Raw genomic sequence first — 16,026 nt, 5'->3', positions numbered from 1 at the left:
GAAACCCAACACACCCGCGCCGGGTCCACCGCGCCCACCACGAAAACACGAGAGCGCTATGTCGTGACCGCTTGAGTCGGTAACGGCAGAAGCCCGAACGGAGCGGGCCTCGGCCATCATGGAGCCGGAATGTGAAACGACCGCATCCGGGATGGCGCCGCGGCCTGTGCCGGTAGCGTCAGCAGTCGTATCGAAGCCAACGCGCCCACCACGAAACCACCATCAGACCTGAAGTCTGAGCGCCCAGCCTTCTGCAAGAATCGCTTTCTTTTGGTTACTTTTCTTTTCGAGAAAAGAAAAGTGACACTTACATGTGTGCGAACGGGCTACCAAGCCCAAGCCGCCAGGCCCGCAGCGACCAGCAGACTTGACACCCCCAAACAGCCAATCAAGCCCAAGCCGCCAGGCCCACGGCGGCCAGCAGACTTAATGCCTCCAAACAGCCAATCAAGCCCAAGCCGCCAGGCCCACAGCGGCCAGCAGACTTGACACCACCAAACAGCCAGCCAAAGCCCAAGCCGCCAAGGCCCACTGCGGCCAGCACACTTGAATCACTCCATAACCCCATTCTCCCGCAACAACCTCGCACACTCATCCAACATATCGTGCGCGACCGCAGACTGATAATTGGGGTCAAGCGCTTCCATCATGTCGTGAGACACATACAGCCCCGCCTCGCGCGACAGCGTGCCCGCCAGTTGCCGCGCGAAGTCGTCGCTGAGCTGCGACAGCAGCCGGCGCTCGGCCAGCGCGAGCTGCAGTTTCGAGCGTGACAGCCAGAGCCCGGCCAGGGTCGCGCCCTGGCCATCGGTCATCCACTGGCCGTGTTCGTAATAGGCCGACAGGCGTTCCGCGGTCAGCGCGAACAGCAGCGCCTTGCGCGTATCGAAGTCGATGCGGGGCTGGGGGGTGGCGGGGGCGTCGGTGCCGGGTGGCGTGGTTTTCATCGGGTGGGCAAGAAAGGCAATGGCCGCGAGACTACCACGACGCGGCCGGCGCGGCTCCGGGTCAGGCCGCGGCCGCGGCGAAGCGCGCGTTCAGCCAGGCGCCGATCGCCGCGATCTCTTCCATGCAGACCGTATGCGGCATGGGATAGGCGTGCCATTCGACCGGGCAGCCGTGCTGCCGCACGGTGTCGCGCGCGAGCATGCCGAGCGGCACCGGCACCACGTCGTCCTCGACGCCGTGCGCGGCGAACACGGGCGTGGCGCGGTTGGCTTCGCTGAACTCCGCGGCCAGCAGCGCCGGCGACGGGATGTAGGTGGACAGCGCGACGATGCCGCCGAGCGCCTCGGGATGCGTGAGGCCCGCGGTGTAGGCGATGGCGCCGCCCTGCGAGAAGCCCGCCAGCACCACGCGATGACTGGGCACGCCGCGCTGGTTCTCGCGCGCGATCAGCGCGCGGACGGCCTCGCGCGAGGCGCGGATGCCGGCCTCGTCGCAGTGGCTGCGCGCGTCGTCGAGCGAGGCGATGTCGTACCACGCGGGCATGACGTAGCCGCCGTTGCAGGTCACGGGGATGGCTGGCGCGTGCGGAAAGACGAAGCGCACCGCGGGGGCGGGGCCGAGTCCGAGGTCGGGCACCACCGGCGCGAAATCGCTGCCGTCGGCGCCCAGCCCGTGCAGCCAGATCACGGACCACGTGGGCGACGGCGCGCTTTCGATTTCAATGGATGGCAGCAGCTCGCTCATGTCGGGATTCCGGTTGGCGCCGCGCGGCGGCGATGGCGCGGCCCCGCCGCGCAAGGCGGCCAGTATCGCATGGCGGCGGCACGCGCCGGCGCGCCGCGCGCGCCATGACGGCACCGCGCACGACAATGCGCGACAACGCACGACGGCGGCGCGCCAGGCGTGGCGCGCGCTGGCGCGGACGCGGCACCGCGCATGCCGGCACCGGGGCGCCGGCATGCCGCGCGTCAGGCTGCCGAAGGAACCGCTGGTATGGTGACGAGGCCCGGCGCGCTGCGCGGGGCCAGCGAGGGCTCGGCGCTGCCGGGGGCGCGCCGCTTGTCCACCACGTTCTCGACGCCGGTGGCGGACACATCTTCGAGGAAGGCGACCAGGTCGCGGTAGTAGTCGACCTGCATCTGTGCTTCGAGCAGACGACGCTCGGCCTGGAACAACGTCAGGCGCATTTGCTGCAATTCTCTTGCTGCGATTTTCTCCGGGGTGGGCGGACTAAACATGTCTGCAAGCGAACGCATGGCATACCTCCCAAAAAACGGCCTCGAATTGAAGCGCCTGCCATTGCTTCCAATATAGTCAAGAAACACGCATTTCAGGTTTTGTCGCATGCCGTCCACAAGGTCGATTGCGGGCGCCATGCGGCAGGAGTAGATTTATTGGCCGGCTACCCGGGCCTATGTCCGGACGAATCGGGCGGGCTGCGGGCCTCCGCATCGGCCCCGCATTGGCCCCGCATCGACTTCATATCGGCCCCGTATCGATCCCCGCATTGTGATCCCCGCATCGGCGCCTACATCGCCAGCGTGCCCGCCTCCGGCCGCGCCAGCCTGGCCAGGTAGGCATGGATCTGCGCCACCACGGCCGCGCCTTCGCCCACCGCCGCGGCCACGCGCTTGGTGGAGTTGGAGCGCACGTCGCCGATCGCGAACACGCCCGGCACGCTGGTCTCCAGCGCCGAGGCCGGCCCCGGCCCTTCGTGCGGCGTGTCGGCGCCGGTCAGCACGAATCCCTTCTCGTCCACGCGCACGTTGCAGGTGCGCAGCCATGCGGTGTTGGGATCGGCGCCGATGAACAGGAACAGGTGGCGGATCGGCAGGTGCGTGACCTGGTCCGTGTCGCGCGAGCGGAAGCCGATGCCGGCCAGGCGCTCGTCGCCGGCCAGCGTGGTGATTTCCGCGCCCGTGTGCAGCTCGATGTTGGGCTGGGCCGCGATGCGCTCGATCAGGTAGCGCGACATGCTGGCCTCCAGGCCCGGCCCGCGCACCAGGATGTGCACGCGGCTGGCGTGCGCGGCCAGGAATACCGCGGCCTGTCCGGCGGAATTGCCGCCGCCGACCAGCATCACCTCTTCGCTGTTGCACAGGCGCGCTTCCACCGGCGAGGCCCAGTAGTAGACGCCGCGGCCTTCGAAGCGCTCGAGCGCGGCGATGGACGGATGGCGGTAGGCCGCGCCGCTGGCGATCACCACCGTGCGCGCGGGGATCTGGCGGCCGTCGTCCAGTTCGATGCGCTGCGGGTGTTCCCCGCAATGCAGCGCCACCACCTGCAGCGGGATGGCGAGGTGCGCGCCGAACTTCTGCGCCTGCACGAACGCGCGCCCGGCCAGTGCCTGGCCCGAGATGCCGGTGGGAAAGCCGAGATAGTTCTCGATGCGCGAGCTGGCGCCGGCCTGCCCGCCGGGCGAGAGCGAGTCGAACACCGCCACCGAGAGGCCTTCCGAGGCGGCGTACACCGCGGTGGCCAGGCCGGCGGGCCCGGCGCCGACCACCACCACGTCGTAGACATGGTCCGGGTCGAACTCCGGCACCAGCCCGAGGCAGGTGGCAAGCTGGCCCGGGTCGGGCGCGCGCAGCACGGCGCCGCCGGGGCAGATCACGAGCGGGAAATCGCCGGGCGAGGCGCCGCTGAATTCGAGCAGGGCGCCGGCATCGGGATCGGTGTCGGCGTCGACCACGGTGTGCGGATAGCCGTTGCGGCGCAGGAAGGCCTGCAGGTGCAGCAGCTTGGGCTCGCTGCTGCGGCCCAGCAGCGTGGGGCCCTTGCCGCGCTCGATCAGGCCCACGCGGCGCAGGATCAGCGCGCGCATGATGCGCTCGCCCAGCTCGGCCTCGGCCACCAGCAGCGCGCGCAGCCGCTCGGGCGGAATCGCGATGGCCTCGACGTCCTCGATCGCTTCGCCGTCGACGATGGCCGGCTTGCCCGACAACTGGCCCACTTCGGCCAGGAAGTAGCCGGGGCCATGCTCGCCGACCAGGCTGGCGCGGTCCAGCGCGTCGCGCTGCTGGATGCGCACGCGGCCCTTGAGCAGCACCGTCATGCCATGCGCGGACTCGCCGATGCGGAACAGGAATTCGCCGGCGCGCCACTGCCGCACCGTGCCGAACTGATGCAGCCGCGCGATCTCCGCGTCCGTGAGCCGGGGAAACATCTGGTGGCGGCGCGACTCCATCGGGGAAAACGCCGCCGCCGCCGGGTCCGGCTCGAGGGCCTGGCCGGGCGGCGGCATGACCTGCGGATGGTTCGTCCCGATGCTGCCGGTGGAATGCTCTGCGCTCATGACGGTATGGCCTCCCGGGAGCGCCGCGGCATGCGCGGCGCGGATGGATGCGGGTGCTGCAGGTGCGTGGGGCAGTTTGCACGCGATGCCGCACTGCGGCAATCCCCCTTGGCGCCGATGTCTGCCCGCGCGCACCCGGCGCAGGCGGCGGAGGCCGGCGTGTCCGCCCCGGCGCTGCCCCGATGTCGCCCGACATGCCAAGCCTAGTACAAGCGGGCGAGGGCGGCGATGCCAGTTGCGCCGGCGCCGGCCCGGCGGCGAGCGGGAGGTGGGCGGGCGGAGGGCGGGCCGGCGCCGGCACTCCGGCCCGGGGCATGCCGGGCGCGGCGCACAAAGCGTTGCCGGGCGCACCTGAAAAGGATTTCTAAAACAACCTGGTGAAAACCCTTGACTATCTACCTACAGATAGATAAGATTCGTCTCATGGATGCGGCGCCACGGTAACGGCAGTGCAGCAAGGCCCACCCGGCACCGGCGTCCAGTGCAGCAAACAGCAACAAAGACGGAAGTCATTTTTTTTGCCCTGCTTGTCTACCTATCAATAGATAAAGCGCGAATCGGGCAAGACGGACGGCTTCCCGGATAAATCCCGGTCCCCGCGGCCAGTGCAGACCCCCGGACCCATGCTTCGATTGGAGAACATCATGAACGCCAAGCTTCTTGCCAAGTCCCTGCTCACCGCCGCCACCCTTGCCGCGGCTTTCGCCACCGGCGCCGCGCAGGCCGGCACCGTCCCCGCCGACAAGTACGGCTACAACTACCGCGTGCGCGACGCCTATACCGACGGCGCGCGCAGCGGCAAGTTCGACCCGTTCACCGAAGGCGCCCGCACCGGCAAGTTCGACCCGTTCACGGAAGGCGCCCGCGCCAGCACCGTGGCCGGCCTCGACCGCAGCGGCGTGTCGGCCGAACCGGCCCGCAGCGCTGATCCGTACACCGACGGCGCCCGCATGGTGGCCGGCCTCGATCGCAGCGGCGTGTCGGCCGAACCCGCCCGCAGCGCCGACCCGTACACCGACGGCGCGCGCGGCAACGGCAAGCGCAACCCGTTCTACGACGGCGCCCGCAGCGGCAAGGCCGATCCCTACCTCGACGGCGCCAACGCCTGAGGCACCCGGCGGCAGGCAGGACAGCGCCTGACGCCGACCCCGATTCACCCCGTCGCGCCGCCCTGGCGGCGCGCGGATACCAGGAGCGCATCATGAGCCGTTGGCAGAGTTTCCGTCTGCTGGCAGGCTGGGCCCTGGTCTGTGTCGCCAGTGGCTCGATGGTCACTCTGGTAGCGCAGACTCTTCCCGCCTGACCTGCCTCGCCGCAGTCCCCCGACGGCGTGCCCTTTGCCGGCACGCCGTTTTTCTTGCGCCATTCTTTCGGCGCCGCGAATCCGTCGTGCGTTTTCCCGCCTCCTGGCCTGCGCGGGCCTGCCTCGTGATCCACGGGAGGCGCGTTCCATGTTCCGCGCCGGGAGCGTGCCCGGCGCGAAACGGCGCGCGCGCGTGACCGCCGTCCCCGGCCGCGGCCGGGCCGCCCCAGGGTAAATTTCCGCGGCGCGCTGCCGTTATCCCCCGTAGGCGACCGGCGCAAAGGCAGCGCCGGCGCGACCCTCCGCCTGCACGCGCAAGGGACTCGTCCCGCCAGGGGCGAGTGCGTGTCCGGGCGGCATAAACAGATAACGCCGACACCATTCATGCCGCCTATCCAAGGTCCGCCCGCCGAGACGGAACTCGTTCGCCTGCTCATCCAGGGCGTGACCGACTACGCGATCTACGCACTCGATCCGTCCGGCAGCGTCAGCAGCTGGAATGCCGGCGCGCAGCGCGCCAAGGGCTATGCGCGCGAGGAAATCCTGGGCAGCCATTTTTCCCGCTTCTACACGCCCGAGGACCGCGCCGCCGGCCTGCCCGGGCAGGCCCTGCAGCGGGCCCGCGAGCTGGGCCGCTGCGAGGTGGCCGGCGCCTGGCGCGTGCGCAAGGACGGCAGCCGCTTCTGGGCGCACGTGCTGCTCACCCCCATCCACGACCGCGCCGGCCGCCTGCTCGGCTACGCCAAGATCACGCGCGACATGACGCAGCAGAAGGCCGACGCCGAGCGCCTGGCCGAGGTCACGCGCAAGCTGGACCTGGCACTGCAGAACATGTCGCAGGGCCTGTGCATGTTCGACGCGCACGGCACGCTGGTGCTGGCCAACCGGCGCATGGAGGCGATCTTCGGCGCGGCCGCCGGCGGGCTGGCGCCCGGCGCCGGTTTCCTCGACGTGTGCCGCGCCATGACCGGCGCGCGCGCGAGCGAGGCCGCCGCGCCCGGCGCGCCGGCGGGCCGGCTGTCCACGCAGTCCACCGCGGCGGCCCAGTCCACCGCGGCGGCCCAGTCCACCGCGGCGGCCCAGTCCACCCCGTCCGCCCACGCCGTGCCACCCGAGGCCCGCGCCGAGCCCTACGCGCAGGCGCTGGCCGAGCGGCACCTCGACATCCTGCGCCGGCAGCCGCGCTGGCGCAGCGTGGAAGCGCTGCCCGACGGGCGCGCCATCGCGCTGTCGCACAGCACGCTGGCCGACGGCGCCTGGGTCACGACCTGCGAGGACATCACCGAGCAGCGCCGCATCGAGGCCACCATCCACCACATGGCCCGCCACGACGGGCTGACCGGCCTGCCCAACCGCAGCTTCTTCATCGACCACCTCGACGAGGAGCTGCCGCGCGCGCGCAAGCAGGGCAGCCGGGTGGCCGTGCTCGGCATCGACCTGGACCGCTTCCGCGAAATCAACGACCTCTATGGACACGCCGCCGGCGACACCGTGCTGCGCGCGGTGTCCGGGCGCATCGCCGCGCAGCTCGACGCGGGCGAGTTCATCGCGCGCGTGGGCGGCGACGAGTTCATGGCCGTCAAGCGCTTCGCGCAGCAGCCCGAGCTGAGCGAGTTCATCGCGCGGCTGGTGACGTGCCTGAGCGAGCCGGTGCGCCTGGACGGCTTCGAGCTGACCGCCGGGGCCAGCATCGGCGTCGCGGTCTTTCCCGGCGACGGCACCCGCGCCGAACAGCTTGCCGCCAACGCCGGGCTGGCCATGCGCCGCGCCAAGGGCAGCCTGTCGGAGTCGATCTGCTTCTACGAAAGCCGCATGGACGAGGCCGAGCGCGAGCGCCGCACGCTCGCCGGCGAGCTGTGGATGGCCATCACCGCCGACCAGTTCGTGCTGGACTACCAGGTGCAGACCGCCATCGCCAGCGGCGCGGCGATCGGCTGCGAGGCCCTGCTGCGCTGGCGGCATCCCGCGCGCGGGCTGATCACGCCGGACAGCTTCATCCCGCTGGCCGAGACCTGCGGCGCCATCCTGCCGATCGGCGAGTGGGTGCTGCGCAGCGCCTGCCGCGCGGCCGCGCACTGGGACGCGCCGCGCAAGATCTCGGTCAATCTGTCGCCGGTGCAGATCATCCACGGCAACCTGGTCCGGCTGGTGACGGGCATCCTGGAAGAAACCGGGCTGGAAGCGGGCCGGCTCGAACTGGAAATCACCGAGTCCACCATCATCGGCGACAAGGCGCGCGCGCTGGACATCCTGCGCCGCATCCAGGCGCTGGGCGTGACCATCGCCATCGACGACTTCGGCACCGGTTATTCGTCGCTGGACATCCTGCGCTCGTTCCCGTTCGACAAGATCAAGCTCGACCGCACCTTCATCGCCGAGATCGCCGCCGACCGGCAGGCCCGGGCCATCATCCGCGCCATCCTCGCGCTCGGCCGCAGCCTGGCCATCCCGGTGCTGGCCGAGGGCGTGGAAACCGCCGACCAGCTGCGCCTGCTGCGCGCCGAAGGCTGCGACCAGGCGCAGGGCGTGCTGCTTGGCCGGCCACTGCCGTTCGAGGACTTTCGCCGCGCCCATGCGGCGCGCGCCGGGCAACGCTGACGCGCGAACAGCATGGGAGTGATGCGGGAGTGATGCGCGAGGCGCGCCGCGCCGCCGTGCCTGCCGCGCCCGCCGGCGCGCCGGAACTCGCCCGCCGGGCCGCACTCTGATGCCTTATCGGCGGCCGCCCGGGCCGCCGCGCGGACAAGCAGCGGGAGCGGGAATGCCAGCACGGATCACCAGCGCGCCGGAACGCGGCGGCGCAGGCCAGCCATGAAGAACCGTCCCCGCACCGCCGCCGCGGCCGGGCTGCCGCACGCGGGCCGCGTGCGCGAGGTGGCCGACCGCACCGGCGGCCACCATGTCGTCCCGCACCGCCTGCAGGGCTGTCCCCACGCCGATCCGCTCACCCCCGCCGACCGCTACCAGGAACTGTTCGTCGCCGTGCAGACGGGGCGCGTGTTCGACGACAGCAAGACCTTCACCGACGCCATGCCGCGCCAGGACCCGGCCGCGATCCTGGCGGTCTACCGCGCCCGCGCGGGCGCCGCCGGCTTCGACCTCGCGGCGTTCGTGCGGGCGCACTTCGCGCTGCCGCAGGTGCCGCGCAGCAGCTATGTCTCTGACCGGGCGCAGACGCTCGGCGACCATATCGACGGCCTCTGGGAAGTGCTCACGCGCCACCCGTCCGCGCACCCGCCGCAAGGCTCGCTGCTGCCGCTGCCCCATGCCTACGTGGTGCCGGGCGGGCGCTTCACCGAGCTGTACTACTGGGATTCCTACTTCACCATGCTGGGCCTCGCCGCCAGCGGCCGGCACGGCCTGCTGCACGGCATGGCGGCCAATTTCTCGTACCTGCTCGACACCTACGGCGTGATCCCCAACGGCACGCGCACCTACTACCTGAGCCGCTCGCAGCCGCCCGTGTTCGCGCTGATGGTGGAACTGTTCGAGGACCACGGCGTGCAGCCCGAACTGGCCTACCTGCCGCAGCTGCGCAAGGAACATGCGTTCTGGATGCGCGGCGCCGAGCACCTGGCGCCGGGCCAGGCATGCCGGCGCGTGGTCCGGCTCGCCGACGGCAGCCTGCTCAACCGCTATTGGGACGAGCGCGACACGCCGCGCGAGGAAGCCTACATCGAGGACGTGGCCACCGCCGCGTCGTCATCGCGCCCCGCGCCCGAGGTCTACCGCGACCTGCGCGCGGCGGCCGAATCGGGCTGGGACTTCAGCTCGCGCTGGCAGGACCCCGGCGGCGGGCTGGAGACGGTGCGCACCACGGCCATCCTGCCGGTCGACCTCAACTGCCTGCTGTACAAGCTGGAAACCAAGCTGGCGGAGCTGGCCGCCGCCGCCGGCGACCCCGACGCGCCGGACTTCCTGGCGCGCGCGCGGGCGCGGCGCGGCGCCATCGACCGCCTGATGTGGAACGAGGCCGCAGGCGCGTGGTTCGATTTCGACTGGCAGCGCCATTGCCCGCGCGCCGGCCTGACCGCGGCCACCGTGATGCCGCTCTACGTGGACGCGGCCAGCCCGGCGCAGGCGGCGCTGCTGGCGCGCACCGTGGCCGCGCGCCTGCTGCTGCCCGGCGGCATCGCCACCACCGAGCGCATCAGCGGCGAGCAGTGGGACCAGCCCAACGGCTGGGCGCCGCTGCAATGGCTGGCCATCGGCGGGTTTGCGCGCCACGGGCAGCATGCGCTGGCGCGCGAGATCGCGCACCGCTGGCTGCATACCGTGGCCAGCCTCTACCGCCGCGAGTGCAAGCTGGTGGAGAAGTACGCGCTGCGCCCGGCGCCGCACGGCGCGGTGGGCGGCGGGGGCGGCGAGTATCCGCTGCAGGACGGCTTCGGCTGGACCAACGGCGTGGTGCGCCGGCTGATGGCGCAGCATCCCGTCCACGCGGCGTGCACCTCGCGCGCGGGCGAGCACGGTTGACCGGCCGGCGTTAGGCCGCGCCGGTCTCGCCGAGCCAGTGCGCCACAGTGGCGGCCAGCCAGGCCGGGTCGTCGTGCGGCAGGTCGTGGCCGGCCCACGGGTGCCAGCGGTGCCGCACGCCCCACGCCGCCGCCAGCCGTGCCGAGCAGGCCGGATCCACCAGATGGTCGGCGGTCGACGACACCAGCAGCGTGGGGCAGGACGGCGGCGCCGCGCCGGCGCGGTAGCGCGCCGCCGCCCACAACTGCCGCAGCGCGTTGCCGCGGCTGACCGGGGCGCTGGCGCGGATCGCGCTCCAGGCGGCCACGTCGGTCTCTCGCGTGGCGACGGCATTGCAGGTGAGGCGATGGATGGTGCGCTCGCAATAGGGGCCGTCATGCCAGCGCAGCGCCATGCCGGCCAGCGCCGGCCAGTTGCGCGGGCGCAGCCGCTGCGCCACGCTGCCGAACGGCCGCATGCTGGTGTTGACCAGCACCAGCGCGCCGATCTCCCGCGGATAGCGCCGCGCCCATTCCGCCGCCACCATCGCGCCCAGCGACATCGCCAGCACGCGGTAGGGCGGCGCCAGCGCCTGCCGGCGCGCGCCGGCGCGCACGTGCTCGACCATCGCCGCCACATCTGGCGGCGCGCGCACCGCCGCCTGCGCGCCGTTGCCGGGCAGGTCCAGCAGCGTCATGCGCGCGATGCCGCAGCGCGCCTGCAGCGCGGCGGGCAGGGCGCCCCAGTGGCGCGCTTCGCGCGTGAGGCCGCGCAGCAGGATCCAGTCGCTCATCGGGGTGGCCTGCCTTGCCATTGCGCGGTGGCCAGCGCCAGCAGCTGCGCGCGCCGCTCGCCCTGCGGCAGCCAGCGCTCGGGCGCGTAGGCCACGCGCCCGAGGAAGTCGAGCAGGTTGGCGTGGCGGCGCAGCACGCGCTCGGTGCGGTGCGCCTTGACCGGGTTGAAGAAGCCGTGGCGCGAGAACAGTTGCCGCGGGTTTTTCTTGATCCACAGCCATGAGCCCAGCTCGAGCGTCATCGGCAGGAAGATGTTGGGCGCCGGGGTGTGGTCGTAGGCCCAGTCCCACAGGTCGCCGTGCAGCAGGTACTGGTGGCTCTGCGGCTCGAAGGCGTAGCCGTGGTGCGGGTGGGCCTGCTCGAACATGGTCTTGAGCGCGAACATTTCCGGCAGGTGCGCCATCGGCGCCGCGGTGCGCGCGTAGGGAAACCAGATGCTGTCGCCCCAGCCGTAGCCCGAGTGGCAGTCCAGCGCGAAGCTCAGCGGGCGCTGCTGCAACTGCTGCGCCACCACGCGCAGCATGGCCTGGCTTTCCTGCTCCATCGGCGCGCCCAGCCTGCCGCGGTACCACGGCAGCCACGCGCCCAGCCGCTGGCCGCCGGCCAGCAGCGGCACGCGGCCATCGGCATCCTGCGGCGCGTTGCGCATCAGGTCCACGCCGTTGGGGTTGGCGCGCCGGTAGGCCCACATGCCGCCGGGATTGACGATGGGCATGAACAACAGCCGCACCGACTGCAACTGCCGCTCGAGCAGGTCGTCCCACTCCAGCCGCCACAGCAGCATGCGCATGTAGTCGAGCAGCAGGTGGGTGCCGATGCGCTCCAGGCCGTGGATGCCGGCAAAGAAGCCGATCGCCGGCGCGCGCGGGTCGTCCGAGCCGATGCCGGCGGTGTAGAGGGGGAAGCGCCGACCGCCCGCGTCGACCTCGCCGACGCGGCAGACATCGAGGCGATGTGCGCCGGCTTCGAGGATGGCTTCCAGTTGCCGCATCTCGGCGAAACCGTCGGCGGCGGGCGGGGGCATGGGCGAGGGCAGATCCGGGTCCAGGCAAGCGGGCGTGCCTCCCATCATCCGCCGCGAATATGAAATCCCCGTGACGCCGCCGCGCGCCGGGCGCGGGGGCGTGCGGCTGGCCTAGCCGGCCATTTCTTCCGCGAACAGCTCCAGCACCGCCCAGCCGCGCGCCGCGGCCAGCTCGCCCAGCGCCATGTCCGGGTTGGTGGCGACCGGGTGGCTCACCGCCTCCAGCAGCGGGATGTCGTTGCGGGAGTCGCTGTAGAACGCGGTGCGCTCGAAGCCGTCCCACGACAGCCCGAGCGCGGCCAGCCACTGCGCGACGCGCTCGATCTTGCCCGCGCCGAAGCTCGGCACGCCCTGCACGGCGCCGGTGAACTCGCCGCGCGCGTCGCACGCGGCCTCCACCGCGACCAGGTGCGCGACGCCGAGCGCCGCGGCGATCGGCTCGGTGACGAAGCGGCAGGTCGCGGTGACGATGCAGCACAGGTCGCCGGCCTCGCGGTGGCGCGCCAGCAGCGCGAGCGCTTCGGGGAGGATGGCCGGCGCGATGACCTCGCGCATGAAGCCGTCGCGCAGCGCTTCCAGGCGCGCGCGTGGATGGCGCGCCAGCAGGCCGAGGGCGAAGCCCGCGTGGCGGTGGAAGTCGAGCCGCCCGGCGCCGTACTCGGCCAGCCAGAGCGCGTTGTTGGCCTCGACCTCGCGCGCGTCGGCCGCGCCGGCCGCCACCAGGTAGCGCGCCCATTCGTATTCGCTGTCGAGCGGTAGCAGGGTGTGGTCGAGGTCAAACAAGGCAAGGCAGGACATGCGCCGTCTCCGGTCGGAAAACCGGAAAGCATGCGCAGGCGCGGTGACTCGCCGATGATGCGCGGCGCAAGAATTCCGATACGGCTATCGGCGTATTTGCGCCGCGCCGGCCGCGCGTTCGCTCATGCCGCCGCGCGCGGCGCGAGGCACTCCAGGAACGCGCCGATCAGGCGCGTGTGGGTGCGGCCCTGCAGGCAGTACAGGTACTCGTGCAGGATCGGCGGCTGGCTGGAGAAGGGCACCGCGCACAGGCCGGCATCGCGCGGGACTTCGCCCAGCGGCACCACGCTCGCGCCGAGGCCCTGGCGGATGGCTTCGTAGATGGCCTCGCGGCTGCCGATCACGGTGCTCGACGGCAGCCGCAGGCCGGCCTTCTCCAGCGCGGTCTCGACCGCCTTGCGCGTCATCGAGCCGTGCTCGCGGATCAGCAGGTGGCAGGCGGCGATCTGCTCCAGGCTGACGCTGGGCGCGCGCGCCAGCGCGTGGCCGGGATGAACCACCAGCACCATCGGGTCGGACGCCAGCGTGATGCGGGCCAGGCGCTCGTCGTCCACGGCGTGCGAGGACACCGCGACGTCGATGCGGTACTCGAACAGCGCGTCCAGCATCTGCTGCGAGTTGCCGATGTCGAGGCTGATCTCGATGGCCGGATGGCGCTCGCGGAACGCCGCCACGCTGGGCAGGATGTAGTAGGGGCCGGTGGCGCCGATGCGCAGGTTGCCCAGGTGCAGGTTGCCGGCGTTGCGCAGCAGGAAATCCGCGCTGCCTTCGTGCTGCATGAGCTGCTCGACCACCGGCATCAGCGCCACGCCCACGTCGCTGAGGTCGACGCGGCCGGCGCGCCGGTAGAACAGTTCGACGCCGTAGCTCTCCTCGAGCTGGCGGATGCGGCCCGTGACGGTGGGCTGGCTGACGCGCAACTGCTTGGCGGCGGTGGTGATGCTGCCCTGCCGCGCCACTTCATAGAATGTCGTCAACAGGTCGCCGAGCATTGGGGAATCCGTGGGGAATGAGGCAAGCGCGCCAGTCTAGCGGCGCTTTGTGACAGTTCCGTGCAACGCCGCCGGACAGGGCGGCGCCGCACGGCGGGCCGGGGGTGGACCCGATAGGAGCCGCGGGGGGGGGCGGACGCGCGCCGGACGCGGGCCGGGGCGCGCTGCCCCGGCCCGCGCGGCGGGGCTCAGGTCACGATCTGCGCCGGCATGCCCAGCGCGGGATCGGACTTGCCGTCCGCGCCGGTTTCCAGGCGGCCGGCGAAGCGCCGCTGGAAGCCGCCCTGGGGCACCGTGACGACGAAGTCGTACCAGTTGTCCTGCAGGTTCAGCGGCCAGTGCTGGTCGAGCTGCTTGCCGGCCGGGATGTCGAACGACCACGGGCCGTCGGCGCGGTAGGCGCCCGGCTTGACGGTGAAGGTGCAGGGCGCCGCGCCGGTGTTGATCATGGTCAGGTAGACCGCGGCGTTGGCCACGTCGTAGCACACGCGGATTTCCGGCGCGGTGCCGCCGGCGGCCGCCACGGCGCTGACATTGCCCTTGAAGCTGCGGTGGAAGCCGTTCGGGCCGGTGATCCACAGGTCGTACTTGCCGCCGTCGGCGGCGTAGACGTCCCAGCTGTCGTGCAGTTCCTTGCCGGGCTCGACCGCGTAGCGGCGCGGCACGCGGTCCAGGTGCAGGCGGTCGTACACGTGGAACACGGCGGCGGCGGTGCCGCTGTTGCTGAACAGCAGCCACATGGCGCGCGACACCGGGTCCTCGCGCCCGCTCACGTGCAGCTCGTAGGGCAGCGCGCGCGACGGGCGCTGGCCGACTTCCTGGTTGGCCGGCGCGGCTGCCTGCGCGCTCTCGCTGGGCACCGGCACCTGCGCCTGCGCTTCCTGCGCGGTGCGCAGGGCGTCGGCGCCGGCCTTGGTGCTGGCCGGGATGGCCGGCAGCGCCGCGCTGTTCGGGCTGACGAAGTTGAAGGCCGAGAGCAGGTCGCCGCAGACGGCGCGGCGATAGGCGCTGATGTTGGCCTCGGCCACGCCGAAGCGGGCTTCGAGGAAGCGCAGCACCGAGGTGTGGTCGAACACCTGCGAGTTGACCCAGCCGCCGCGGCTCCACGGCGACACCACGTACATCGGCACGCGCGGGCCGGGGCCGTAGGGGTGCTTGTCGGTGTGGTACTCGCCGTCGGTGGCGATGGTGGACTTGCCGGCCAGCACGCCGTTGCTGTCGTAGGCGGGCGCGCACGGCGGCGGCACGTGGTCGAAGAAGCCGTCGTTCTCGTCGAAGTTGATCAGCAGGACGGTGCGGCTCCAGATGTCCGGGTTGGCGGTCAGCGCGTTGAGCACTTCCTGCGTGTACCAGGCGCCTTGCACCGGGCTGGAAGGCCCGGGGTGCTCGGAGTAGTTGGCCGGCGCCACGATCCACGACACCTGCGGCAGCGTGCCGGCGGCGATGTCGTCCTTGAACGACTGCAGGAAGCCGTTGTCGGGCATGGTATTGCCGATGCCTTTGATGAGCGGGTTGATGGCTTCATCGGTGGCCGCGCTGTACGCGGTGTAGGGGCTGCCGTTGGCCGCGTTGCCCTTGGCCTCGTTGGCCTTGCGATACTGCACGAAGCCGGCCAGCGGGTTGTCGGTGAAGTTGTCCGGCATGTTCTGGTAGAGCTTCCAGCTCACGCCGGCGGCCTGCAGGCGTTCCGGGTAGGTGGTCCAGGTGTAGCCGCTGGTGGAGGCGCCCATCGAGTCGCCGCTGTTGTCGATCACGGGGCCGCCGCGGGCGCCGGTGGGATCGTTGGTGCCGGTCCAGTGGAACAGGCGGTTGGTGTTGGTGCCGCCGTGGAAGCTGCAGTGGTACGCATCGCACAGCGTGAAGGCGTTGGCCAGCGCGAACTGGAAGCCCAGCTCGGCCTCGGTGTAGTAGCCCATCGACTGGGTGTTCTTGTAGGTCGGCCACTTGTTCATGCGGCCCAGGTCCCAGGCGTTCTGCGCGTCGGGATAGCTGTGCGGGGTGCCGTTGACGCGCTGGGCGTTGCCCTGCGTGCTGTCCAGGTGGTATGGGCGCACGATGCGGTTGGTATAGCTCTGCTGCCACACGTCGAGGCCGCCGGCCAGCGGGATCGGGAACCGCTCGCCGAAGCCGCGCACGCCCTTGAACGTGCCGAAGTAGTTGTCGAAGGAACGGTTCTCCTGCATCAGGATCACCACGTACTCCACGTCGCGGATGGTGCCGGTGGCGTTGTTGGCGGGAATCGCCAGCGCGCGGCGGATCGACGGCGGGAAGGCGGCCAGCGCCGCGGCCGCGGCGGTGGTGCCGCTGGCCATCTTGAGGAAGTTGCGTCTGCTGTGAAGGCTCATCGTTGTCTGTTCTGGCTAGGCTGGTTCGGCGGATCGGTGCGTGCGATGGCGGCCCGGCGCGTGGCGCCGGGC

Annotated in this window: 12 protein-coding genes; 3 read left to right on the top strand and 9 right to left on the bottom strand. The window is 71.4% G+C overall.

Annotated features, from left to right (window positions below; all coding sequences use genetic code 11):
- Positions 1 to 551: 551 nt before the first annotated feature.
- From KF708C_RS11430 to KF708C_RS11410, 4 genes are all read right to left on the bottom strand, one after another.
- Positions 552 to 947, bottom strand: a complete 396-nt coding sequence (locus KF708C_RS11430) for a hypothetical protein (RefSeq protein WP_059411834.1) — start codon at positions 945 to 947, stop codon at positions 552 to 554.
- A 61-nt stretch (positions 948 to 1,008) separates the two neighbouring features.
- Positions 1,009 to 1,692 (bottom strand): alpha/beta hydrolase, encoded by a 684-nt coding sequence (locus KF708C_RS11425; RefSeq protein ID WP_059411833.1) that lies wholly within the window; start codon positions 1,690 to 1,692, stop codon positions 1,009 to 1,011.
- A gap of 224 nt (positions 1,693 to 1,916) precedes the next feature.
- A complete protein-coding gene (locus KF708C_RS11415) occupies positions 1,917 to 2,204 on the bottom strand; it encodes a hypothetical protein (RefSeq protein ID WP_029043731.1) in 288 nt (95 codons plus the stop codon).
- A gap of 272 nt (positions 2,205 to 2,476) precedes the next feature.
- Positions 2,477 to 4,243 (bottom strand): FAD-dependent oxidoreductase, encoded by a 1,767-nt coding sequence (locus KF708C_RS11410; RefSeq protein ID WP_059411831.1) that lies wholly within the window; start codon positions 4,241 to 4,243, stop codon positions 2,477 to 2,479.
- Between the two features lie 644 nt (positions 4,244 to 4,887).
- Between KF708C_RS11410 and KF708C_RS11405 the strand changes: the two genes are divergently transcribed.
- From KF708C_RS11405 to treF, 3 genes are all read left to right on the top strand, one after another.
- Positions 4,888 to 5,352, top strand: coding sequence for a hypothetical protein (locus tag KF708C_RS11405; RefSeq protein ID WP_020423952.1), 465 nt, complete (start codon positions 4,888 to 4,890; stop codon positions 5,350 to 5,352).
- A gap of 578 nt (positions 5,353 to 5,930) precedes the next feature.
- Entirely contained in the window at positions 5,931 to 8,144 is a 2,214-nt protein-coding gene (locus KF708C_RS11400) for a putative bifunctional diguanylate cyclase/phosphodiesterase (RefSeq protein WP_059411830.1), read from the top strand.
- Positions 8,145 to 8,357: 213 nt separating this feature from the next.
- Complete coding sequence (gene treF / locus KF708C_RS11395) at positions 8,358 to 10,022, top strand: alpha,alpha-trehalase TreF (protein ID WP_082079507.1); 1,665 nt, start codon at positions 8,358 to 8,360, stop codon at positions 10,020 to 10,022.
- Between the two features lie 10 nt (positions 10,023 to 10,032).
- Here treF and KF708C_RS11390 read toward each other — a convergent pair whose 3' ends face one another.
- The 5 genes from KF708C_RS11390 to KF708C_RS11370 all read right to left on the bottom strand — a co-directional run bounded on the left by KF708C_RS11390 (position 10,033) and on the right by KF708C_RS11370 (position 15,954).
- On the bottom strand, positions 10,033 to 10,794 hold the full coding sequence (locus KF708C_RS11390; RefSeq protein WP_059411829.1) for an alpha/beta fold hydrolase: 762 nt from the start codon (positions 10,792 to 10,794) through the stop codon (positions 10,033 to 10,035).
- A complete protein-coding gene (locus KF708C_RS11385) occupies positions 10,791 to 11,819 on the bottom strand; it encodes a M14 family zinc carboxypeptidase (protein ID WP_059411828.1) in 1,029 nt (342 codons plus the stop codon). The genes KF708C_RS11390 and KF708C_RS11385 overlap by 4 nt, the downstream gene beginning before the upstream one ends.
- 111 nt (positions 11,820 to 11,930) lie before the next feature.
- Positions 11,931 to 12,617: an HAD family hydrolase gene (locus KF708C_RS11380; RefSeq protein ID WP_020205749.1), complete on the bottom strand. Its 687-nt coding sequence runs from the start codon at positions 12,615 to 12,617 to the stop codon at positions 11,931 to 11,933.
- A 122-nt stretch (positions 12,618 to 12,739) separates the two neighbouring features.
- On the bottom strand, positions 12,740 to 13,609 hold the full coding sequence (locus KF708C_RS11375; protein ID WP_020205750.1) for a LysR substrate-binding domain-containing protein: 870 nt from the start codon (positions 13,607 to 13,609) through the stop codon (positions 12,740 to 12,742).
- Between the two features lie 188 nt (positions 13,610 to 13,797).
- Complete coding sequence (locus KF708C_RS11370; RefSeq protein WP_059411827.1) at positions 13,798 to 15,954, bottom strand: phosphocholine-specific phospholipase C; 2,157 nt, start codon at positions 15,952 to 15,954, stop codon at positions 13,798 to 13,800.
- Between the last annotated feature and the right edge of the window lie 72 nt (positions 15,955 to 16,026).

It is taken from the genome of Cupriavidus basilensis (assembly GCF_000876015.1).
GTDB classification, from domain to species: Bacteria; Pseudomonadota; Gammaproteobacteria; order Burkholderiales; family Burkholderiaceae; genus Cupriavidus; species Cupriavidus basilensis_B.
Note: the sequence above shows the minus strand (reverse complement) of the source record. Positions and strands in the feature narration are given on the sequence as shown.